The 24,345-nt window shown below is 42.4% G+C and carries 20 protein-coding genes; 18 read left to right on the top strand and 2 right to left on the bottom strand.

Annotation, left to right across the window (positions count from 1 at the left end):
- Positions 1-71: 71 nt before the first annotated feature.
- Complete coding sequence (locus tag P6709_RS04805; RefSeq protein WP_278239738.1) at positions 72-410, bottom strand: YtpI family protein; 339 nt, start codon at positions 408-410, stop codon at positions 72-74.
- An 88-nt stretch (positions 411-498) separates the two neighbouring features.
- On the opposite strand from P6709_RS04805, the gene P6709_RS04800 reads away from it, so the two are divergent.
- The 9 genes from P6709_RS04800 (at position 499) to P6709_RS04760 (ending at position 12,885) form a co-directional block, all read left to right on the top strand.
- On the top strand, positions 499-1,443 hold the full coding sequence (locus P6709_RS04800; RefSeq protein WP_278239737.1) for a DHH family phosphoesterase: 945 nt from the start codon (positions 499-501) through the stop codon (positions 1,441-1,443).
- Positions 1,444-1,455: 12 nt separating this feature from the next.
- On the top strand, positions 1,456-4,782 hold the full coding sequence (gene dnaE / locus P6709_RS04795) for a DNA polymerase III subunit alpha (RefSeq protein ID WP_278239736.1): 3,327 nt from the start codon (positions 1,456-1,458) through the stop codon (positions 4,780-4,782).
- Positions 4,783-5,275: 493 nt separating this feature from the next.
- Positions 5,276-6,514, top strand: a complete 1,239-nt coding sequence (locus P6709_RS04790; RefSeq protein WP_278239735.1) for an NAD(P)-dependent malic enzyme — start codon at positions 5,276-5,278, stop codon at positions 6,512-6,514.
- Positions 6,515-6,523: 9 nt separating this feature from the next.
- Positions 6,524-7,162: a FadR/GntR family transcriptional regulator gene (locus P6709_RS04785; protein WP_278239734.1), complete on the top strand. Its 639-nt coding sequence runs from the start codon at positions 6,524-6,526 to the stop codon at positions 7,160-7,162.
- A gap of 74 nt (positions 7,163-7,236) precedes the next feature.
- Positions 7,237-8,112, top strand: a complete 876-nt coding sequence (gene accD, locus P6709_RS04780) for an acetyl-CoA carboxylase, carboxyltransferase subunit beta (protein ID WP_278239733.1) — start codon at positions 7,237-7,239, stop codon at positions 8,110-8,112.
- On the top strand, positions 8,106-9,074 hold the full coding sequence (accA, locus tag P6709_RS04775) for an acetyl-CoA carboxylase carboxyl transferase subunit alpha (protein ID WP_278239732.1): 969 nt from the start codon (positions 8,106-8,108) through the stop codon (positions 9,072-9,074). The genes accD and accA overlap by 7 nt, the downstream gene beginning before the upstream one ends.
- Before the next feature lie 412 nt (positions 9,075-9,486).
- Positions 9,487-10,446 carry a 6-phosphofructokinase gene (pfkA, locus tag P6709_RS04770; protein ID WP_278239731.1) on the top strand — a complete coding sequence of 320 codons (960 nt, stop codon included), beginning with the start codon at positions 9,487-9,489 and terminating at the stop codon, positions 10,444-10,446.
- A gap of 48 nt (positions 10,447-10,494) precedes the next feature.
- Entirely contained in the window at positions 10,495-12,255 is a 1,761-nt protein-coding gene (gene pyk, locus P6709_RS04765) for a pyruvate kinase (RefSeq protein ID WP_278239730.1), read from the top strand.
- Positions 12,256-12,498: 243 nt separating this feature from the next.
- The gene (locus tag P6709_RS04760) at positions 12,499-12,885 is read left to right on the top strand and encodes an FxsA family protein (RefSeq protein ID WP_278239729.1); all 387 of its coding nucleotides are present in this window, start codon (positions 12,499-12,501) and stop codon (positions 12,883-12,885) included.
- Between the two features lie 33 nt (positions 12,886-12,918).
- Here P6709_RS04760 and ytvI read toward each other — a convergent pair whose 3' ends face one another.
- Positions 12,919-14,028, bottom strand: a complete 1,110-nt coding sequence (gene ytvI / locus P6709_RS04755) for a sporulation integral membrane protein YtvI (protein ID WP_278239728.1) — start codon at positions 14,026-14,028, stop codon at positions 12,919-12,921.
- A gap of 87 nt (positions 14,029-14,115) precedes the next feature.
- On the opposite strand from ytvI, the gene P6709_RS04750 reads away from it, so the two are divergent.
- The 9 genes from P6709_RS04750 to hflC all read left to right on the top strand — a co-directional run bounded on the left by P6709_RS04750 (position 14,116) and on the right by hflC (position 24,238).
- A complete protein-coding gene (locus tag P6709_RS04750) occupies positions 14,116-14,598 on the top strand; it encodes a DUF441 domain-containing protein (protein ID WP_278239727.1) in 483 nt (160 codons plus the stop codon).
- A gap of 231 nt (positions 14,599-14,829) precedes the next feature.
- Entirely contained in the window at positions 14,830-15,948 is a 1,119-nt protein-coding gene (gene citZ, locus P6709_RS04745) for a citrate synthase (RefSeq protein WP_278239726.1), read from the top strand.
- A gap of 113 nt (positions 15,949-16,061) precedes the next feature.
- Positions 16,062-17,333 (top strand): NADP-dependent isocitrate dehydrogenase, encoded by a 1,272-nt coding sequence (gene icd / locus P6709_RS04740; protein ID WP_278239725.1) that lies wholly within the window; start codon positions 16,062-16,064, stop codon positions 17,331-17,333.
- Positions 17,334-17,493: 160 nt separating this feature from the next.
- Entirely contained in the window at positions 17,494-18,441 is a 948-nt protein-coding gene (mdh, locus tag P6709_RS04735) for a malate dehydrogenase (protein WP_278239724.1), read from the top strand.
- 145 nt (positions 18,442-18,586) lie between these two features.
- Entirely contained in the window at positions 18,587-19,063 is a 477-nt protein-coding gene (locus P6709_RS04730) for a MaoC/PaaZ C-terminal domain-containing protein (protein WP_278239723.1), read from the top strand.
- 549 nt (positions 19,064-19,612) lie between these two features.
- Entirely contained in the window at positions 19,613-20,329 is a 717-nt protein-coding gene (locus P6709_RS04725; protein WP_278239722.1) for a response regulator transcription factor, read from the top strand.
- Position 20,330: 1 nt separating this feature from the next.
- Positions 20,331-22,094, top strand: coding sequence for a two-component system histidine kinase PnpS (pnpS, locus tag P6709_RS04720; protein ID WP_278239721.1), 1,764 nt, complete (start codon positions 20,331-20,333; stop codon positions 22,092-22,094).
- 217 nt (positions 22,095-22,311) lie between these two features.
- On the top strand, positions 22,312-23,286 hold the full coding sequence (hflK, locus tag P6709_RS04715; protein ID WP_278239720.1) for an FtsH protease activity modulator HflK: 975 nt from the start codon (positions 22,312-22,314) through the stop codon (positions 23,284-23,286).
- Complete coding sequence (gene hflC, locus P6709_RS04710; protein WP_278239719.1) at positions 23,279-24,238, top strand: protease modulator HflC; 960 nt, start codon at positions 23,279-23,281, stop codon at positions 24,236-24,238. Before hflK ends, hflC begins: the two co-directional genes overlap by 8 nt.
- Positions 24,239-24,345: the final 107 nt, after the last annotated feature.

The raw sequence follows: 24,345 nt of genomic DNA, 5'->3' as shown, positions 1-24,345 counted from the left end.
CTCAAACCGGCTGATTGAGCCGGTTTGAGATTAAGCATGAGGCGACTGGTTAAGAAGCTTTTAATGAAACTTCAGACCTTCTCATTTTCGTACTTTTTCCATTGTGCATCTTCTTTTTCTAAAAATGGAGTAAGATGCTTGTATGCTTTGTAACGCATCCAGGCACTGCCAAAGCCTATCAAGATAAATGCTGCGGCAATGACATAGGTGAGGATCAGGTCGGTTGAAAATTCAAAATTAAATAGAAAAAGCTGGTTTATTCCAAAAGCGCCCATTCCCAGCCCAAGCGCAATGCCTGCACGGCTGGCCTGCCACTGTTTTTCTACAGGACGGGGTGAGCGTATTTGTTTCGTTTTAAAATACAAATATGCGACAGCAGATAAAATGATAATAAATACTATAATCGGCATGCAACAACCTCCAAAAACTTGATCTTCCCATATTGTAGCGGCAATAAACCTGAAAATCCACTTTTGATCCTGAAAGGAATGATTCATAATGAAAAAACAAATTCTCGATACGATTAAAAACTATCAATCAATCATCATTCATAGACATGTGCGTCCTGACCCGGATGCATACGGATCACAGGGGGGGCTGGCTGAATTAATCTCTGCCACTTTCCCTGAGAAAAACATTTACACAGTAGGACAGGAAGAAAAATCCTTATCGTTTTTACGCAGGCTCGACACAGTGCCCGACGATTTATACAAGGATTCCCTCGTTATTGTATGTGATACAGCAAACGAAGAACGCATTGATGATGTCCGTTATAAACAAGGTGCGGAATTGATAAAAATTGATCATCATCCGAACGAAGACCCATATGGCGATTATCTCTGGGTAGACACTTCTGCAAGCTCTGCCAGTGAGATGATCTATGAGCTGTATCGAGAAGGGAAAACCTCAGGCTGGCAAATGAATGATGAAGCTGCCCGCCTTTTATTTGCAGGGATTGTTGGAGATACAGGCAGGTTTCTTTTTCCGAACGCTACACAGAAAACATTTCAATATGCGGGCGAATTAATTCAATTTGACTTTGACCGCAGCTCTATTTTTAATGCTCTTTATGAAATGGAGGCTCATCAGCTGAAGCTGCAGGGCTATGTACTGCAGAATTTTTCAATGGATGGTAATGGTGCAGCTTATATAAAAATGACGCAGCCCCTTCTCGAGGAGTATAGTGCCACCCCTTCTGAGGCATCGCTTCTCGTCAGCACGCTTGGAAGCGTAAAAGGAATTAAAGCCTGGGTGTTTTTTATTGAGGAAGAATCAGAAATCCGCGTCAGGTTTCGATCAAAGGGACCGGTTATTAATGGACTCGCCAAAGAGTATGGAGGAGGAGGACATCCTCTTGCGGCAGGAGCTTCGATAAGAAACTGGAACGAATCAGATGAGATTATTCAAAAGCTTCAGGGAATCTGCAAGAACGAAGAAAGATAGGAGGTAAGCAGGATGCCGTTTGTTCACTTACAAGTCACGAGTTCCTTTGATCTCCTGTCAAGTCCCATTACGCTTTCTGCTTTGATTCAAAAAGCAAAATCTGACAGGGCTTCAGCCATAGCGTTGACAGATCGCAATGTTATGTATGGCACTGTGCCTTTTTACAGGGAGTGCATAAAGGAAAACATAAAACCGATCATCGGTCTAACGGCGGATATCTGGATTGATGAGGATGAACGGGCGTATCCACTTGTACTTCTGGCTGAAAATCAAACCGGGTATCAGCATTTAATTAAAATATCAAGTGTGCTTCAGACAGGCCATGAAAGAGGTATTCCTCTTAAATGGCTGTCTTCCTACTCAGCAGGATTAATTGCCCTGACACCGGGTTCTGAAGGAGAAATAGAAACCTTTCTTCTAGAAGAGGATATTGAAAAAGCAGCACAAAGAGCCCGGATATACCGCGATATATTTGGTGAAGACTCATTCTATTTTTCCGTTCAGGACCACGGACTTGCTAAGGACCGGCAGTTAATAGAGGAGCTTTCTGCTCTGGGAAAGAAGCTTGAAATCCCTTTAGCAGCTGCTGCAGACGTCCGTTACCTTGAAAAGGAGGATGCATTCAGCTATGAAGTGATTACGGCGATACGGGATGGTCTGAAAATAGAAGAGTCAAAGCTTGAAGGAAATTATGCTTTCACTATGAAGAATCAAATGAAAGAGCTTTTCTCTGATTTGCCTGAGGCACTTGAACACACACTTGAAATTGCAGAGCGGTGCAATATAAAAATTGATTTTTCCAAGTCTTATTTGCCCCGTTACCCCGTTCCAAATGATGTCACAGCAAAAGAAGTATTGTCACATCTTTGCATGGAGGGCTTAAAAAATAGAAAGACCATTTCTCCGGTTTATGAAGAACGGCTTGAGTATGAACTTTCTGTGATCGACCGGATGTCATTTAATGATTACTTTCTTATCGTATGGGACTTTATGAAATTTGCAAGAGAAAAAAAGATTTTAACTGGACCAGGGCGTGGTTCTGCTGCCGGTTCATTAGTAGCTTATGCCCTTTTTATCACGCATGTAGATCCAATTGAGCATGATTTGCTGTTTGAACGATTTTTGAATCCTGAACGTATTTCCATGCCGGATATTGATATTGATTTTCCCGACCACCGCCGGGACGAAGTCATTCAATATGTGGCAGAAAAATATGGTTCTAAACATGTCGCTCAAATCAGCACATTTGGCACATTGTCTGCAAAAGCCGTCGCAAGAGATACTGCGCGTGTTTTTGGATTTACATCGGGAGAAATGGAGGTCATTTCAAAAGCTATCCCGTCCCGCTTAGGTATTGTTCTTCATGAAGCCTACGAGGAGTCTGCTCCGCTTCGTCAATTTGCTGATCAGTCCAGCAGACATCAGCAGTGGTTTGAATCTGCAACAAAACTAGAAGGTCTTCCACGACATACCTCCACTCATGCAGCGGGCGTCGTAATCAGCGACAGACCTCTTGCAGATATTGTTCCGCTCCAGCACGGCCAGGAGTATGTCCACTTAACACAATGGCCAATGGACCTTCTTGAAGATATCGGTTTATTAAAGATGGATTTTTTAGGCCTAAGGAATCTTACTTTACTCGAAAAAATTACTCAATCCATTGTACAAAATGAAAATAAGCAGTTCCGTCTGGATGACATTCCAACCAAGGATCAGGCTACCTTTGATCTGCTGAGTAGAGGGTGGACAGTGGGCATCTTCCAGCTCGAATCTGATGGGATGAAAAATGTCCTCCGTTCTTTAAGACCGTCCTCTTTCAATGACATTGTGGCGGTAAATGCTTTATACCGGCCCGGTCCTATGGATCATATTCCTTCCTTTATTAAAAGAAAGCATAAGGAGGAACCCGTGCGCTATGCACATCCCGATTTAACCAAAATCCTTGCTCCAACCTATGGAATTATTGTTTATCAGGAGCAGATCATGCAAATAGCTGCTGAAATGGCCGGCTTTAGTTTAGGTCAGGCAGACATGCTGAGGCGGGCAGTGAGTAAAAAAAAGAAAGAAGACCTCGACCGGGAGAGAGAGCGGTTTGTTAAAGGTTCTACCGGCAGAGGATATGATGAACAGACAGCGCAGCAAATATATGATCTGATTGTCCAATTTGCCAATTACGGCTTTAATAAAAGCCATGCTGTCGCATACAGCCTAATAGGGTATCAGCTTGCTTACTTAAAAGCGCACTATCCTACTCATTTTATGGCTTCGCTTATGACCTCTGTGACAGGAAATGAAGATAAGATGCGTCTCTATATAAGAGAATGCGAGAGGCTGAAGATTCCTGTGCTGCCCCCATCGGTTCAAAAAAGCCAGAGGTATTTTGCAGTTGAAAAGGAAGGAATCCGCTTTAGTATATCCGCTATAAAAGGAATTGGAAAAGGAGCAGCAATCGATTTAGTTCAAACAAGAGAGCAGAAGCCGTATAAAGATTTATTTGATCTTTGCGTAAGAATGCCGTCTAAATCAGTCAATCGCAAAATACTGGAGTCTCTCGTTTTTTCAGGGGCTTTTGATGAATTTGGTAAGGACCGGTCTACAATACTTGCTTCGATCGATGTGGCGATTGAACATGCATCATTGATGAAAAGTGAAGACGGCGGGTTATTTGAAGACGAATTTTCAATTTCTCCAAAATACATTGAAAAATCTCCCATGCCTGCTGAGGAAAAACTGTCATTTGAAAAAGAAGTACTGGGTTTATATTTATCTGCTCATCCTGTGTCTTCCATTCAGCCTAAGCTTGATCAGCTTGGGGCTCTGTCAATTGACGAAATCAATAGAAGCTCTAAAGCTTTTTTAGTCGGAGGGCTGATTACAGACATCCGTATGATCCGGACAAAAAAAGGAGATGCGATGGCATTTCTTGTTTTAAGTGATGCATCCGGCGATGTAGATGCTGTAGCATTTCCGGATACTTACCGGCATGCCGCCTCCCTTCTTAAACAGGGAATCTTGGTGATTGCAAAAGGAAAGGCTGATGAGCGAAACGGAAAGCTGCAGGTCATTTTGCAGGAAGTGAAACGGGCGGAAGACTGGGAGAGTGAAACAGAAAGACAAAAACTGTTTTTGCGAATTCCATCCCAGCTTGATGGATCTTCACTGCTCGATCAGGTTCGAAGTCTCTGCGGCAGCCACCGTGGAGATTCAGCTGTTATTATTCATATAGAAGAAACAAAGCGGACGATCCAGCTGCAGCAAAATGAATGGGTGGATTTGAAGGGCGATGTCATAAAAAAGCTTAAGGAGCTCCTGGGTGACAAGAATGTAGTGATCAAATAAATCACTCCTTCAGTTTTTTATCAGTTTACTGACTAAACGATGTTAAAAATTCATCGTTAAATAATTCTGCAAAGGATGTCCTAATAAAGCAGTATTAATCGAAAATAAGAGGTTAGTTGAGAGAATGGCGACTCCAGCACGATACGACGGCAAGTTGAGACTCCCCAGGGCATGGTGCAGGAACGTTTCATCCTAATTCCTGCGGAGGGCATCCTCTAAAAGTGCAGTGAACCGGTCGCAGAGCTTGAGACAATCTGTCCCAGGCTCTCGGCTTTTTTATATATTTTTTTATTTTAGCGTGCGCTGTAAATGAAACGAACCCTCCTTTTAACAGATAAATCAAAGCAAGCCTGAGTGCTGCCGTCCCCTCTTCTTCTATTTAAAGAATCAATTGCAATTTTAAAGTGATTTTTGATATAGTGGTTTAGAGAATTACGTGGTCTGACCAATTGTAAAATATAGGGGGAATCCCCCGATCAGGGAGTGAGTTACCTTGTCATTACGCGACGAAGCCTTACATATGCACAGAGTAAATCAAGGGAAATTGGAGTCGAAGTCAAAAGTATCTGTTAGAAATGCGGAAGATCTCAGCCTCGCTTATTCTCCAGGAGTAGCTGAGCCATGCAAAGAAATTTATGATAAACCTGAAACCGTATACGATTACACGATGAAAGGAAATATGGTAGCGGTGGTGTCGGACGGGACTGCAGTGCTTGGGCTCGGCAATATCGGTCCAGAAGCGGCGCTGCCTGTAATGGAAGGAAAGGCCGTTCTATTTAAAAGCTTCGCTGGCGTTGATGCGTTTCCGATCTGTCTCAATACAACAGATATTGATAAAATCGTAGAAACAGTAAAGCTGCTTGAACCCACTTTTGGCGGCGTGAATCTTGAGGACATTGCAGCGCCAAGATGTTTTGAAATTGAAGAACGCTTGAAAAAAGAAACCAATATTCCCATATTTCACGATGATCAGCATGGCACAGCCATTGTGACGGTAGCAGGCCTGCTTAACGCACTTAAAATAACAAACCGGGAATTGTCGAATATTAAAGTCGTGATGAATGGTGCCGGGGCTGCCGGAATAGCCATTATAAACCTTTTATACAGCTATGGAGTCCGCGATATTATCATGTGCGACTCGAAAGGTGCTGTGTATGAAGGACGTCCTTATGGAATGAATGCAGTCAAGCAGGGCGTGGCGAAAATCACAAACCGAAGCAGAGTTGATGGGTCTCTTCAAGATGCCATTCAAGGCGCGGATGTCTTCATAGGGGTTTCAGTTGCGGGTGCATTAACTGAAGAAATGGTTCGTACAATGAACGACGAAGCCATTATTTTCGCTATGGCAAACCCTGTTCCGGAAATTATGCCTGAACTGGCGAAAACAGCCGGAGCAAAAGTGATCGGCACCGGCCGTTCCGATTATCCTAATCAGGTTAATAATGTATTGGCTTTTCCGGGGATTTTCCGGGGAGCATTAGATGTGCGGGCAACTCATATAAATGAGAAAATGAAACGTGCTGCAGTAGAGGCAATTGCTTCGTTAATTTCTCCAGAAGAGCTGAATGCTAATTATGTGATTCCTGCACCATTTGATCCGAGAGTGGCGCCTGCTGTTGCAGCAGCTGTAGCAACGGCAGCTATGGAAACAGGAGTAGCCAGAAAGAAAATGGATCCCGAAGAAATCAGGCTGAAGACTGAACGGCTATCTTTAATCGGAAAATCAGAATGATGATCAGCAGTGACTAAATCTACTGCACAATTAAAAGTCTATTTATCCGTTGTTCATAAGTTAAAGGAAATGATTCAGCGCGACCGTTTATCTGCTGGAGACCGTCTTCCCTCAGAGCGTGAATTATCTGAACGTCTAAGCGTGGGCCGGTCCTCAGTAAGAGAAGCGTTTCGTGCGCTGGAACTTCTTGGTTTAATTGAAACAAGGCACGGAGAAGGTACATTTTTACGGGATTTCAGAGATCACCACCTTGTCGAGCTTCTTGGAATGTTTATTCTTCAGAATGGACAAGCAGAAAAAGATGTACTGGAAATGAAGATATGGATTGAAATGGGCAGTATGAATCGCATGCTGCAAAATGACGTCTCCACCTTAAATTGGTTGTTTGATTCAATCGTGACTGGTTATCAAAACGGAGAGATTACAACCATTAACCACTTCAAATCCTCCCTATTTGAATCTTCAGGAAACCGTCTTGCTTACAAAGTCTGGCTGGTCTTATACGACTTCGACCGAATGTCGAGCAAGGAGTCTGCTGCTCTTGATATAGAGCTTATTTACACTGTGAAAAAGGCAATGCTTTCAAAGGATATGACGATCATAAGGACATTTTGTACTGAGCCTGTAACCTTGCAACAAGCAAAGTAAACATGCATTTCATGTGGTGGAGTTAAAGATCATTCAGCAATATAGATAAATATTCACATGGGGGAGGATTTACCTTGCTTAAAGATATTTTCACTAAATCAAACAAACCAAAAAAGAAAAAGTATGCTACGATTCCGCCGGAGAACGCTAAGCACGACGTTCCGGAAGGAATCATGACGAAATGTCCGAAGTGCAAAAAAATTATGTATACAAAAGAAGTGAAAAAAAATGCTAAAGTCTGCCTTCACTGTGGTTACCATCATACAATGACAGCTGCCGAGAGAATCAGCAGCTTAATTGATGCAGACACATTTAACGAAATCAATCAGGAAATGACTTCGCAAAATCCACTCGATTTCCCAGATTACATGGAGAAAATGGAGAAGGATCGTAAAAAAACCGGTTTAAATGAAGCCATTGTGACCGGCAGCGCAGAAATCAACCGGCATAAAGTTGTTCTTGCGATTATGGATTCCAATTTTCGAATGGGCAGTATGGGGTCAGTAGTGGGAGAGAAAATATCCAGAGCAATTGCACTTGCTGAAGAAATGTCTGTGCCTTTTATTATTTTTACAGCAAGCGGGGGAGCCCGCATGCAGGAAGGCGTTCTGTCGCTGATGCAAATGGCGAAAACAAGCACGGCGTTAAAAAAATACAGCACAGCAGGCGGATTAATTATCTCCGTGATGACTCACCCTACAACAGGAGGGGTTTCTGCAAGTTTTGCTTCTCTCGGTGATTATAATTTCGCAGAGCCGGGTGCTCTGATTGGTTTTGCCGGCAGAAGAATTATTGAACAAACGATCCGCGAAAAGCTGCCGGAGGACTTTCAAACTGCAGAGTTTTTACTTGAACACGGACAGCTCGATGCTGTCGTTCCGAGAACAGAATTAAGAGATACACTGACCACGGTTCTTGCAATTCATGAGCAGGGGGTATCAGCATGGTAAACGAACTTGAATTTGAGAAACCGCTTGTTCAGTTAAGAGAAAAAATTAATGAGCTTAAAACATTTACAGTTAATTCTGAAGTTGACTTATCTTCAGAAATTGAAAAGCTTGAATCGCGTCTTGAGAAATTAGAAGAAGACATTTATATGAATATAAAGCCATGGGATCGTGTGCAAATTGCACGCCATCCTGAACGGCCGACAACACTTGATTATATTGATGAATTGTTTGAACAGTTTATTGAACTGCATGGCGACCGCCTGTACGGCGATGATCATGCGATCGTTGGCGGGATCGCTTTTTACAAAGAAAAGCCGGTGACCGTTATCGGACACCAAAGAGGAAAAGGAACAAAGGACAATATTAAACGGAACTTTGGCATGCCGCACCCTGAAGGGTATCGTAAAGCATTGCGCTTAATGAAACAGGCAGAAAAATTTAACCGCCCTGTTATATGTTTTATTGATACAAAGGGAGCTTACCCGGGAAAGGCTGCGGAGGAACGCGGCCAAAGTGAAGCGATCGCACGCAATCTGTTTGAAATGGCCGGGTTAACCGTGCCGGTCGTATGTATAGTCATTGGAGAAGGCGGAAGCGGCGGTGCTTTGGCGTTAGGGATTGGAAATCATCTGCATATGCTTGAAAACTCCACTTATTCGGTGATCTCTCCTGAAGGGGCAGCCTCTATTCTCTGGAAGGATGCGTCTCTGGCAAAAAAAGCAGCCGAATCTATGAGAATAACCGCTCCGGATTTAAAGGACATGGGCATAATTGATGAAATCGTTTCTGAAGTCAGGGGCGGCGCTCATCATGATGCGAAAAAACAGGCGGAAAAAATAGACGAAGTGCTGCAGGCGTCTCTGAAGGCACTATCTTCTCTTTCTGGCGAAGAACTTATTGCGCACCGGCATGAAAAATTTCAAAAGATTGGATCGCATTCTGTTTTGAGCGAAATCCTTTAGGGAATAGTAGACGTGTACTGAATTCAGTACACGTCTGCTTTTTGTACATAGTGCAAATGACGGCCTTGGAGCTTATGCAGTCATTCTTGACCTTTAAGGAAAGTAATTCCTTCATAGGGATTCTAATTTTCAAAATTTGAGCATTAAAATACTTCTTAGAAATAAGAACTTGCTCAGATTATGTAGAAATATGTCTAAAAAATGAACTTTGGTTTAAATAAAGCGTTTACATTAGCACGATTATTTCGTCTATTTTTGAACATGCAGTCTAGATATTGAGAACCCATCATCTTCATGGTATTTTTAATGGGGAGAAAGATCACTTGTATACTCAACTTCATTCACAATTTCGTTTTGGTATGAAGTTCTAAACATATAGTTAATAATTTTTCCAAAAGGTGGGAATAATGTAATGAAAAGAATCGGTGTATTAACCAGCGGAGGAGATTCCCCCGGAATGAACCCTGCTGTTCGGGCAGTAGTGCGTAAAGCGATCTTTCATGGCCTCGAGGTATATGGCGTCTATCAGGGCTATCAGGGGTTAATTTCCGGAAATATTGAAAAGCTTGAACTTGGTTCAGTTGGAGATATTATCCATCGTGGAGGAACAAAGCTGTATTCTGCTCGATGTGAAGAGTTCAAAACAGTTGAAGGCCAGAAAAAAGGAATTGAACAGCTGGAGAAATTCGGAATTGAGGGGTTAGTGGTTATTGGCGGAGACGGCTCTTATATGGGAGCAAAAGCGCTGACTGAACACGGATATCCTTGTGTTGGAGTTCCTGGCACTATTGATAATGATATTCCCGGAACGGATTTCACAATTGGCTTTGATACCGCAGTAAACACGGTTATTGATGCGATTGACAAGATCAGAGATACTGCAACTTCTCATGAACGTACATTTATCATTGAGGTAATGGGTCGAAATGCAGGCGATATAGCGCTTTGGGCTGGTTTATCCGGTGGTGCAGAAACAATTTTGATTCCTGAAGATCCTCATGATCTGGATAATATTGCAGAACGAATACTAAAAGGGCACGCCCGCGGCAAAAAGCATAGTATTATCATTGTAGCTGAGGGAGTTATGTCAGGAAATGAACTGGCACAGAAACTAAAGGAGAAAATTTCTCTTGAAACACGTGTATCGGTTCTCGGGCATATGCAGCGCGGAGGTTCTCCTACAGTTTCAGACCGTGTTCTGGCGAGCCGTCTTGGCGCACGTGCGGTTGAACTGCTGATGGAAAACAAAGGCGGACGCGCAGTGGGCATTGAGAAAAATGCATTAGTGGACTACGATATCATTGAAGCATTGAAAATGGAACGCAAAGCAGATATGGATTTATATCGCTTATCACAGGAACTGTCGATTTAATCATTTGAAAGTAATAAGAAAAGAACTACTGGGAGGTACTTAACGAATATGAGAAAAACTAAGATTGTATGTACTATTGGTCCTGCAAGTGAAAGCATTGAAAAACTGACGCAATTAATGGAAGCAGGCATGAATGTAGCACGCCTCAATTTCTCACACGGTGATTTTGAAGAGCATGGAGCTAGAATTAAAAATATCCGTGAAGCTGCTTCAAGGCTTGGAAAAAGTGTAGGAATTCTTCTTGATACAAAAGGCCCTGAGATCCGCACGAATACGATGGAAAACGGCGCAATTCATTTAGAAGCGGGCAAACAGATCATTGTCTCTATGAATGAAGTGGTAGGAACGGAAGAAAAGTTCTCCATTACGTATGACCGCCTTGTGGAAGACGTGGAAGTAGGTTCTAAAATTCTTTTGGATGATGGTTTAATCGGATTGGAAGTTTTGTCAATCGATCGTGATTCACGAGAGCTTACAACAAAGATTCTAAACAGCGGAACCCTGAAAAATAAAAAAGGTGTAAATGTGCCAGGCGTATCTGTTCAGCTGCCGGGCATTACAGATAAAGATGCACAGGACATCTTGTTTGGAGTGGAACAAAAAGTAGACTTTATTGCTGCTTCTTTCGTCCGCCGTGCGTCAGATGTGCTGGAAATTCGTGAGCTTCTTGAAAAAAATGGAGCTGCAGCGATCAACATTATTCCGAAGATTGAAAATCAGGAAGGCGTTGACAACATCGGAGAAATCCTTGAAGTGTCAGACGGTCTTATGGTGGCACGTGGAGATTTGGGAGTTGAAATTCCTGCTGAAGAAGTGCCTCTAGTTCAAAAAGATCTGATTAAAAAATGCAACGCAGTGGGCAAGCCGGTTATTACTGCTACTCAAATGCTTGATTCCATGCAGCGTAATCCGCGTCCAACCCGGGCAGAAGCAAGTGATGTAGCAAATGCTATCTTCGATGGAACAGATGCAATCATGCTGTCAGGCGAAACTGCAGCCGGTGATTATCCTGTAGAATCGGTTAAGACCATGAATGATATTGCTTCAAGAGCTGAAACAGCACTCGATTATAAAACAATTCTGTCCAACCGCAGCAAGCGCTTTGAACCAAATATGACAGATGCGATCGGACAGGCTGTAGCGCATACTGCATTGAATTTGGAAGTGAACGCAATTATTGCTCCAACTGAGAGCGGGCATACGGCACGAATGATTTCAAAATACCGTCCGGAAGCAACCATTGTAGCGGTTACAGCAGATTCGGCTGTGTCACGCCGTCTTGCGCTTGTATGGGGTGTTTATCCGCAGGTAGGAAGACAAACATCCACAACGGATGAAATGCTGGATATGGCTGTTTCAGAGAGCCTGAACAGCGGATGTGTAAAACATGGTGATCTTGTTGTCATTACTGCTGGTGTTCCTGTTGGCGAGTCCGGTACTACCAATCTTATGAAAATTCATATCGTCGGAGATGTATTGGCAAAAGGTCAGGGTATCGGACGCAGATCCGGCTATGGCCGTGCAGTAATCGCATCAAATGCTTCAGAAGCGCTTGAAAAAGTGAAAGAAGGCTCTGTACTTGTAACAATCGGTACAGATAAAGACATGGTGCCTGCACTTGAAAAATGTTCTGCACTTATCGTGGAAGAAGGCGGTTTGACAAGCCACGCGGCAGTAGTAGGATTAAACCTCGGTTTGCCTGTCATTGTTGGCGTCGACAATGCAACCTCTCTTTTCCAGGAAGGTCAGGTAGTCACTGTAGATGCTGAGCGCGGTGTGGTTTACAATGGCCACGCAAGCGTACTGTAAAAGAAAGTAACAGGAATTTTCAAGAGAGGCTGGGCATACTAAGTGTCCAGCCTCTTGTTTTTTTATGAAGGCAATTGGGCTGCATGGGGGAACGCAGTTTAAGCGTATCTATTTTTTGTACAACGATTCGTCCTAAGCCTCTCTTCTGATTCATATACTCTCTAGTCTAGTGCTTCTTTCTATCGCCCCGGATGCGTATATGCTATAATCAGGGTAAGTTTTTTAAATAAGGAGGATCCGCTATTGAGATGGATCATGCTTTTAATTATTGTGGTTCCCGCAACAGAGATTGCCATTCTTCTTTCGATAGGCAACCTGATTGGGGTCATCCCGACCTTTTTGCTAATCTTAGCAACAGGAGTCTTTGGTGCTTATTTGGCAAAATCACAAGGTCTGCAGGCTATAAAAAATGTTCAAAATCAAATGGGCATTCAGCAGCCGCCCAGTGAGATCATTTTGGATGGAGTCTGCATATTAATTGGCGGTGTACTTTTGCTGACACCGGGCTTTTTGACAGATATTACAGGCTTTTTGCTTCTCATTCCTCAAACGCGAAACCGATTTAAACCGCTTATTTATAACTGGTTCCGCAAAAGAATGAGTAAAGGTAATATGATTATTTACAGATAAAGTGCTGGATAAATCGATAAGGAATGATCCTCTTTAAAGGATCGTTCCTTTTTTTATGTAAATCCAAATCAGCTTCACTGTACCTGCTTTTATCAAGGTGCTGATTGTCAGAAGTATAAGAGGTGAAAAAAGCACACCCATAACACCTACACTTTGAAAAGAGATATAAATGATTAAAAAAGTTATAAAAGGATGAATACCTAATTTTTGTCCGATGATTTTAGGCTCAAGCACCTGTCTTGAAAGGGTAATGACGGTCTGAGTAATCAATAAACCTATCATAAGTGCCATGTCTCCGCTTACCCAGCAGTAAAAAATCCATGGAATGAAAAGCAGGCTTGTCCCAACGATAGGGATTAGATCCAGTAAAGCCGCAGTAAGGGCGATGGCTGGAGCGCCTTTTACATTTAAAATTAACAATCCGCATAGGACGATCACGGCTGTAATCGCAGTTAGGAGCATCTGAGCCTGAACATATGACCATGTATAAAACTTTACAGCCTTTATCAAAGAAGAGAAATGCACAGACAAAGCCGAACCGAAAAATGGTTTCAGCACGTTCTTTAAGGCGGAGGCTTCTTTCATAAAAAAATAGGCGGAAATAAATGCAATGACTCCTCCAACAGCGATCCCGGGGAGAGAAGATAAGAATTGGGACAGCTCAATAAATAGAACTTCCCCAAAGTCTTGAATTAGTACAACTGCCTTATCTTTAAGTGAATGAATTATGTCATCTCCTGAAGTTTCCGCAATGATACCCTTAGATAAAAGATAGGCTTCAGCTTTTTCGATAATCGGAATTATATAAGAAATGCTTTTTTCTATTGCTGTACTGAGCTCGGAAAATAGTCCGGGAATTTGTTCAATAAAGCGGACGAGGTCATGCCAGAACAAAAACACAAACACTGTGATGGTTCCTGCTATTAAACTGCAAAAACCGAGAATGGTTATAATAATACTTAATGAAAATGGAATTCTGCAGCTGCCGGTCAGCCATTTTGCCGGATAATATAAAATAAATGCAATTGCTGCGCCTGCAAGTACCGGCAGCATGTATGTATAGGCTAAAATGAAGACCGCAGCCAGGCCCATCATTGCGGCTGCTGTCCATAGGATTCTGGTTGATACAGCAGACGGGTTCATTAGCACACCAACATTTCTGAGAGGTTGTTTGTTTATGTGTATGAACAATGGGGAAAATTAATGTTTAGAAGAGGAGCTGTCTTGAAAATGGATCAGGCATTACTTTTTTTAATGTTGCTTCTTGGGATTGCTGTGCTGGCTAAAAATAATTCACTTATATTTGCTGTGGCTTTATTGCTGGTTATTAAAGTAATTGGAGCAGACCAGAAAATTTTTGAGGTTATTCAATCTAAAGGAATCAACTGGGGTGTTACAATTATAACGATTGCTGTGCTTGCTCCAATCGCCAGCGGAGCAATTGGATTCAAAGAACTGACAGATGCAGTAAAATCTCCCTATGCCTGGATTGCTCTTGCTTCCGGTATTTTAGTGGCATTGATTGCCAAAGGGGGCATCTCCCTGCTTGAAAATGATCCTCATATCACAGTCGCTCTGGTACTGGGAACAATCCTTGCAGTAGCGCTGTTTAAAGGGATTGCGGTCGGTCCGCTGATTGGTGCCGGCATCGCGTATTTTGCTATGAGAATCTATGAGTGGATTAGTCAAATTTCAGAGTATATTGGAAAATAAAATCGTAAATTTATGCGTTTTCATTCACAAAGTTCTGATTATTGATTATAATGAAGGATGAAAGCGCATCCTTTGTTACTTTTTGTTGAAAAAAGGTTATTTATTGGCCGAAAAATGAGCATGCGCTCAGGTTCGTTTATTCAGGCCGGTGAACCAGGATGAATCTTCCTTGTTTATGCCTGTACAAAAGCTGAATAGGGGCTAAAATACATTTCAAAAGGAGAGATTGGTATGACTGCAACAAGAGGTTTAGAAGGTATAGTGGCTACGACGTCATCCATCAGTTCGATTATTGATGACACACTTACATATGTTGGGTACAATATCGATGACCTTACAGAAAATGCAAGCTTTGAAGAAGTGATTTATTTACTTTGGCATCTTCGCCTTCCAACTGAAAGCGAACTGACTGAACTAAAAAAACAGCTAGCTGAAAATATGTCCCTTCCGGAAGAAGTCATTGCTCAGCTTAAGGCTATGCCGGTAAAATCTGTACATCCTATGGCGGCCCTTCGGACGGCTGTTTCTTCGCTTGGTCTTTTTGATGAAGAAGCGGACGTAATGGAAGATGATGCAAACTACCGGAAAGCGATTCGCCTGCAGGCTAAAATGTCCTCAATCGTAACCGCTTTTTCCCGTATTCGCCAGGGCGAGGAGCCAATTGCACCAAAAGCTGATTTGAGCTTTGCTGCTAATTTTATGTACATGCTTACCGGTGAAGAACCGGCTGCCATTCAGGAAGAAGCCATGAATAAAGCGCTTGTTCTGCATGCAGACCATGAACTGAACGCTTCCACCTTCACAGCCCGTGTCTGTGTGGCCACGCTGTCGGATGTATATTCAGGCGTTACTGCAGCCATTGGTGCTTTAAAAGGCCCTCTTCACGGAGGTGCGAATGAGCAGGTCATGAAAATGCTTACAGAGATTGATTCTGTTGAAAATGCAGAAGCAATTGTTCGTAAAAAGCTCGAAAACAAAGAAAAAATTATGGGCTTCGGTCACCGTGTATACAGGCAGGGAGATCCCCGTGCCAAACACTTAAGAGAAATGTCTAAAAAACTGACGGAACTAAGCGGCGAATCAAAGTGGTACGAGATGTCGATAAAAGTGGAGGAAGTCGTAACATCTGAAAAAGAGCTTCCGCCAAATGTTGATTTTTATTCGGCTTCTGTATACCACAGTCTTGGTATTGATCATGATCTGTTTACGCCGATCTTTGCTGTAAGCCGTGTCTCCGGCTGGCTGGCGCATATTTTGGAGCAATATTCAAACAACCGTCTGATCCGCCCTCGTGCTGATTATGTCGGACCTGGAATGCAGGAGTATGTACCGGTTGATAAACGGGGCTGATAAGGCTTTTAGTTTACAAATGATGAATTAACTGATGTAATAAATTAGATGATGATATGAGGCCGGCTATATGGTGAGCCGGTTTCTGACAATGAACCTGGAGGGAATTTCTTATGACACAAGGTGAAAAAATTACAGTTGATAATGGCACATTGAACGTTCCAAACAACCCGATTGTTCCATTTATTGAAGGAGACGGCACTGGTCCGGATATCTGGGCTTCCTCTTCCCGCGTTCTGGATGCAGCGGTTGAAAAAGCGTACAACGGTGAGAGAAAAATCGTCTGGAAAGAAGTACTTGCAGGTCAAAAAGCTTTTGATCAGACAGGTGAATGGCTTCCACAGGCGACACTTGATGCAATTAATGAGTATTTTATTGCCATTAAGGGACCGTTAACTACTCCGATCGGTGGAGGAATCCGCTCGTTAAATGTAGCACTGCGCCAGCAGCTTGATTTATTTACCTGCCTGCGTCCAGTGCGTTACTTTGAAGGAGTGCCTTCTCCTGTTAAACGCCCGGAAGATACAGATATGGTTATTTTCCGTGAAAATACAGAGGATATCTACGCTGGAATTGAATTTGCTGAGGGTTCTGATGAAGTGAAGAAGTTGATTTCTTTCCTTCAGGACGAGCTTGGCGCAAAAAACATCCGATTTCCTGAAACATCAGGAATAGGCGTTAAGCCGGTATCCAAAGAGGGAACAGAGCGTCTAGTCCGTGCAGCCATTAATTATGCACTGACTGAGAACCGCAAGTCTGTTACTCTAGTTCACAAAGGAAATATCATGAAATTCACAGAAGGTGCCTTTAAATCATGGGGCTATGATTTAGCAGAAAGAGAATTTGGCGATAAGGTCTTTACTTGGGCTCAATATGATGAGATCAAGGACGCACAGGGACTGGATGCTGCTAATAAAGCACAAAGCGATGCTGAAGCAGCAGGTAAAATTATCGTCAAAGATTCGATTGCTGATATCTTCCTGCAGCAGATCCTGACCCGCCCAGCAGAATTTGATGTAGTAGCTACTATGAACTTAAACGGAGACTACATTTCTGATGCGCTAGCAGCACAGGTTGGCGGAATTGGAATTGCTCCTGGAGCAAATATCAATTACGATACCGGTCATGCCATTTTTGAAGCGACGCATGGTACAGCACCTAAATATGCTGGACTTGATAAAGTAAACCCTTCATCGGTTATCCTTTCTGGTGTATTACTGCTTGAGCATCTTGGCTGGAGTGAGGCAGCAGCCCTGGTTCTTTCCTCTATGGAAAAAACAATTGCTTCTAAAGTAGTAACCTATGACTTTGCACGGTTAATGGATGGAGCAACAGAGGTTAAATGCTCTGAGTTTGGAACAGCTCTTATCGAAAATATGCAGTAAACGGAAAAACCAGTTTTCTGGCTTCTTCACAACCAAATCCGGACTCTTTAATCCTTCGGTCTTTCTGAAGGATTAGAGGATCAACCGGCTGATGTTGAAGAGACCAGTTTTCTGGTTCTTTCTTTATCATCGTCACTATACGAGATTGGGAGGAATTGCAATGGGATTTAAGCGAAACAAGATTTCAATCATTGGAGCGGGATTTACAGGAGCAACTACGGCCCTATTTCTTGCACAGAAAGAACTTGGTGACATCGTTTTAGTCGATATTCCTCAAAATGAAGACCCGACAAAAGGGAAGGCGCTGGATATGCTGGAGGCGGGCCCGGTGTTTGGCTATGACGTCTCCATTAAAGGCACCTCTGATTATAAAGATACCGCGGGATCGGATGTTGTCATTATTACAGCAGGTATTCCGCGAAAGCCTGGTATGAGCCGGGATGACCTTGTTCAAACAAATGAGAAAATCATGAAGTCAGTCACGAAAGAAGTAACAGCGCATTCTCCGGATAGTACGATTCTTGTTTTATCCAACCCTGTCGATGCGATGACGTACACAGTATATAAAGAATCAGGTTTTCCTAAGGAGCGGGTCATAGGACAGTCAGGTGTGCTGGATACAGCCCGTTTCAACACGTTTGTTGCGGAGGAACTAAATTTATCTGTTAAAGATATTCAAGGTTTTGTCCTTGGGGGCCATGGAGATGATATGGTGCCGCTGACAAGGTACTCGAACGCTGGGGGCATTCCACTTGAAACGTTAATCCCAAAAGACCGGCTCGACGCCATAATTGAACGCACACGTAAAGGCGGAGGAGAAATTGTTGCTCTTTTAGGAAATGGTTCCGCGTACTATGCTCCAGCTGCTTCTCTTATGGAAATGACAGAGGCGATTCTAAAGGATCAGAAAAGGGTTTTGCCTTCCGTTGCGTATCTTGAAGGTGAGTATGGATTCGAAGGAATTTATTTAGGCGTGCCAACTGTCCTTGGCGGCAATGGAATTGAAAAAATTGTAGAGCTTGAATTATCCCAGGACGAGAAAACTCAGCTTCAGAAATCAGTTGATTCTGTAAAAAGTGTGATGGGAGCACTAACAACTTCGTCATAAATAGAATCTCGATCTATGGACGATAATGGTCCATCCAACTTGAAGGAATCGTCAATCAGGCGATTCCTTTTTAGATCACGAGTGATGGAATCAATGGTATAATAACGATCATGCACCAGTTAATTGAACGAAGGGGGAGATCTACGTGCTGATGGGGAAAAAAAGAAAAATGGGGCGAAATATTGAAGATATGACGATTGGGGAAAAACTAACCCTGACTGAAAAAATAGAAGACAAGGATCTGCTTCTATTTCTTGGTTTAACCAACGATGCAAATCCGCTGTATATTCAACATGATTACGCATCTCAAACACCTCATAAAAAACCAATTGTGCCAACTATCATGCTTACAGGCTTTATTACGTCTGCAGTCTCAAAGTATCTGCCGGGACCAGGATCGCATATTATTGGTCAAAACCTGACTTTTCCGAAAGCGCTTCCACATTACGCGACTGTAGAATTTCTATTTGAAGTCACGTCAATTGACCGCCCGAATGCCCAAATTGAAGTTAACGTTGAAGCAGTCGATGAAAAAGGAGACGTTGTTGTGACTGGAAGTGTGACAGTATGCCCTCCTCATAAACTTGAACGATTTGAAAACTCTGCACTTGATAATTTCTAGAGATTAGGAAAAAATTACTTTCTTCAACATACCGGCTTTACTGTTGGAATGATCGGTAATAAGGATATACTACACTTTAAGGAAGCAGGGACATAATAAAAATAAATGATAAAAGAGTCTTTATATATCATTAGTATGAGGTGAGCGTAGCGGAAGGTGGCGACTCCTGCAGGATATGACGGCAAGCTGAGACTTTACAGGGCAGCGCCCTGTAAAGTCTCAGCGCCGTCCCTGCGGAAAGCGTCCGCCTGAAGCGCAGTGAACCGATCAAAGAACCTGAGACACTTTTGTCCCAGGTTCTTTTTAAGTATGATAAAAGGTCAAATTTTTTTGTTCCGATTTTGGACGGCTTTTCAAATAAAAAGTGGAGCCCCTTTTGAAGGTGTGATGACCCAATATAAGAGGACTGTATATTCAATAAGGAATAAAAGCGGACTTAAGTTTAGTAAACACCTTGAAATTTATCGAAATGCTCTTAAATGTGTACTATAATGAAAGTGGTGTTATTGGATGAATGACCGGTTTTACTACACGATGCGGAGGTAGAACATGAGCAAAAAAGTTCTGGTAGTTGATGATGAACAATCAATTGTAACATTGTTAAAATATAATTTAGAGCAGGCCGGATATGAAGTAATAACTGCCCTGGACGGACAAGAAGGGAAACAGAAAGCGATTGATGACGATCCGGATCTGATTGTACTTGATTTGATGCTGCCTAAAATGGATGGAATTGAGGTATGTAAACAGCTAAGACAGGAGCACATACAGACGCCAATCATTATGCTGACAGCAAGAGACGATGAGTTTGATAAAGTGCTGGGTCTTGAGCTTGGTGCAGACGACTATATAACGAAGCCTTTCAGCCCAAGGGAAGTCGTAGCAAGAGCAAAAGCCATTTTACGACGCACTAAGCAGGCAGAACCTCAGGCTCCGGAAGAAGAGGATGAAGATACCTCATTTAAAGTAGGCGATGTTAAGGTGTTTCCAGACCAGTATGAAGCCTATTATAAAGATAGACAATTGGAATTGACTCCAAAAGAATTTGAACTTCTTCTTTATCTGGTAGAAAACAAAGGAAGAGTTCTAACAAGAGATCAGCTTCTGCAGGCTGTATGGAATTATGACTTCGCGGGGGACACCCGCATTGTAGACGTACACATTAGCCATATCCGGGAAAAGATAGAGGAAAATACGAAAAAACCACTTTATATTAAAACCATAAGGGGCCTTGGCTATAAAATGGAAAAGCCGAAAAAGGATTAATATGTCCAGCTTTCGAACAAGGCTCTTATTTGCACTAATTTCTCTAATTATATTGGTTCTTGTGGGGCTGGGTGTGCTGCTTGGGGAACTTTTTAAATCGTATTACTTAAACGCTCTGCATTCCAGAATGGAAAAAGAGGTGGAGATTGTTGTGAATGAGGTTGAACTCCAGCCTTTCTTTACAACTGTGGCCACATCACGTTTTGATGAGTTGAGCGATGTACTCGACATACGAATTATGATGATCAGTGATTCAAGCAATGTGATTTATGACAGTCAAAACAATATAGATGTTAATAATCATGACCTTACGATTCAATCGATAGGGGAAGATGAGCTGACCCCTGAAGATCCAATCACTCAATATCAAGCAAATGAAAACACGACGTACTATGCGAAAAGTGTGGCGGCAGGCGAGACAGCAGGATTGGTAATTGTCGCTGCCAGTTTTGATGAGCTGGAGTCAGTCTACCGTCAAATCTGGACCATCTTAGGCATAACCCTGGGTGCAGCTCTGTTAATCATTATTTTGCTGGGATCAAGAATTACGAACCAGTATACGAAACCAATTGAATCAGCCACTAAAGTAGCCATTGAACTTGCAAAAGGCAATTACCGCGCCAGAACGTATGAGGATCGGGTAGATGAGACAGGAATGCTCAGTAACTCAATTAATGTACTTGCAAGAAATCTGCAGGAAATGGTGACACTGCAAGCCATTCAACAGGACAGGCTGCAAACGCTCATTGAGAATATGGGCAGCGGATTGATCATGATCGATCGTCAGGGACATATCGTGCTGGTAAACCGCACATTTTTGGAATTTTTCCGTTTGCAGACCGATGAAGTGATTAATAAACGATATGTGGATATTATCTCTGACAAGCAGGTTCGTGAAGTGGCAGAAGAAGTTTTTATGACAGAGCAAAGAATTCGTAAGCAGATTCATATCTCCTCTGTGTTATCTAAGCTTCATTTGGAAGTGTATGGAGCACCGATTATAGGAGATGGAAGTGTGTGGCAGGGAATTGTCCTTGTTTTTCACGATATAACGGAGCTGAAAAAGCTTGAGCAAATGAGAAAAGATTTTGTTGCGAATGTCTCTCATGAAGTAAAAACGCCTATCACCTCCATTAAAGGCTTTACTGAAACACTTTTAGATGGTGCGATGAATGATCAGGAAGCGCTGGAGTCATTTCTAACAATTATTTTAAAAGAAAGTGACCGGCTTCAGGACTTAATTCAGGATTTGCTGGATTTATCGAAGGTCGAGCAGCAGGGCTTTAATCTCGCTGTGGCAGATGTCAACATCACCAAACTGCTCCAGGAAGTCACTGCCATTATGAAACAAAAAGCAGATCAGAAAAGCATGAAAATCGTACTTGATGGAGATCAAGACCTATTTATAGAGGGTGATCAGGACCGTCTGAAGCAGATCTTCATTAATTTAATCAGCAATGCACTTACTTATTCTCAGCCGAGAGGTGAAATAAGGCTGACGGTGACGGATGAGAAGGAGCGTATTCTGATTAACGTTGAAGACGATGGGATTGGAATGGAACAAAATGAGATTCCAAGGATTTTCGAGCGGTTTTACCGTGTAGATAAAGCTAGAAGCAGAAATTCAGGCGGAACGGGACTCGGACTTGCCATCGTCAAGCATATTGTAGAGGTCCACCATGGTGATATATCTGTAAAGAGTGAGCCAAATAAAGGAACAGCATTTTTAATTACGCTGCCAAAAAAACACCGGTTCAGTGATTAAGCTTTACATTTACTTTACATTAAAAGGGTTTTTTCTTAACATTTGGTTGATAAGATACTAAGTGAAAACCCCTTCATCCAAGGAACCCAGAGAAAAGACGTGAACAGACCCCGTTCACGTCTTTTTTCATGTGCTGTAACGAAAATGAAACATTTATGAAACTTTCTCCAAACATTAACCGTAAAATAGGTATAACGATTTGGAAAGGAAGATTTAAATGAGTGTAAAACGAATTACAGCGGGGCTGGGACTTATTACAGCCGCTATCCTGCTCATTATTGTTTTATTCACTTCCTGGTATACAGTTGATGAGTCTGAGCAGGCACTTGTGATGACGTTTGGTGAAGCGAACGAAACGATAACGGAATCAGGGTTAAAATTTAAGATGCCATGGCCGATCCAGCAGGTTGAAGTTCTGTCTAAGGAAACCTTCAGTCTGCAGTTTGGGTATGAGCAGGAAGACGGAGAAATTCAATCGTTCCCAGAAGAAACCAAGATGATCACAGGCGATGAGAATATTGTGCTGGCTGATCTTGTGGTTCAGTGGAAAATTGTTGATGCTAAAAAATATTTATTTAATGCAGAGGATCCCGAAGAGGTCCTTTATGATACGACAGCTGCATCCATCCGCAGTATTATAGGAAGTTCAGAAATAGATGATGCGCTGACCTCAGGTAAAGCGGAAATCGAGCTTGAGGTAAGAGAGCTGCTTTCGACGCTGATGGAAAAATACGATATGGGAATTTCTGTACAGGCTGTTCAGCTGCAGGATGTTGAACTGCCAAATGAAGAGGTGCGTCAGGCGTTTACTGCAGTTACGGATGCCAGAGAAACGATGAATACAAAAGAAAACCAGGCAAATAAATACAGAAATCAGCTGATTAATGAAGCAGAAGGGGAAAAAGACGCAATTGAATCAAGAGCCGAAGGGGAAAAAACAGCCCGGATTGAACAGGCGCGTGGAGATGTGGCCATTTTTGATAAATTATATGCTGAATACCAGACCAATCCTGATATAACAAGACAGCGTTTGATTTTGGAAACCCTTGAAGAAGTTCTTCCGGATGCTGAGGTTTACATAATGAACGATGATGGCGGCACGTTAAAATATTTGCCTCTTAATCCATTAGAGCGTTCACAGCAGCCAGCACCGCAGGAAGAGGCAGAAAGTGAGGAGGGCAATAATGAGTGATGACAAAAATCCAAACAGCAAAGTCTTTGATTTTTCCAGTACCAAAAAAACAAATGGATCTTCCCTTGAGTGGAAAAAATACTCGAAAATAGGTACTTTCATTATATTGTTTGTCGTTCTGCTCATTACAGCATTACTAAATGTATTCATTGTCAAAGAGGGTGAATACCGGGTTGTCAGACAGTTCGGGGAAGTTGTAAAAATTATCGAAAGTCCTGGTTTGCATGCGAAAATTCCTTTTATTCAAAGTGTGACAACTCTTCCTAAATATCAGATGACCTACGATGTTTCTGAAGCAGAAATCAACACGAGAGATAAGAAAAGAATTATTATCGATAACTATTCTGTGTGGCGCATTACGAACCCGAAAGACATGATCTCAAATGCTGGAACGATGATCAATGCAGAGTCACGAATGGAAGAATACATTTATTCGGTCGTCCGAACAGAGCTTGGACAGCTGGATTATGACGAAATAATCAACGATGAAAAATCTTCACGTGGAAGTTTAAATGATCGCGTGACTGAACGTGTGAATGAACTGCTGACTCAGGAATCATTTGGGATAGAGGTAGTGGACGTCCGCATGAAACAAACGGATCTCCCAACTGAAAACGAAGAATCTGTTTTCACGAGAATGATATCCGAACGTGAATCTACTGCGCAGGAATATTTATCCACTGGAGATGCTAACAAAAACAGAATTGAAGCCCAGACAGATCGTGAAGTACGGGAGCTGCTAGCTGTGGCGAATGCAGAAGCCGATGTGATACGAGCGGAGGGTGAGGCAGAAGCCGCAAAGCTGTATAATGAATCTTTCTCCAAAGATCCGGAGTTTTATGAAATATATCGTACGCTTGAATCTTACAAAACCACAATCGATGACAAAACGATGATAATTCTTCCGGCAGATTCTCCATATGCGAGTTTGCTGTCAGGAGTTTTGGAATAAGCGTTTAGTAAATCAATCCAGAATGTGAGCCGTTGTTTTCTCTTTCATTTTAGACATGCTAAAATGAGAGAAGCAGCGGCTTTTGTGTTTAAAAAAGTCAGGCTTAC

Origin of the sequence: Jeotgalibacillus sp. ET6 (genome assembly GCF_029667115.1) — a bacterium.
Lineage (GTDB): Bacteria > Bacillota > Bacilli > Bacillales > Jeotgalibacillaceae > Jeotgalibacillus.
Note: the sequence above shows the minus strand (reverse complement) of the source record. Positions and strands in the feature narration are given on the sequence as shown.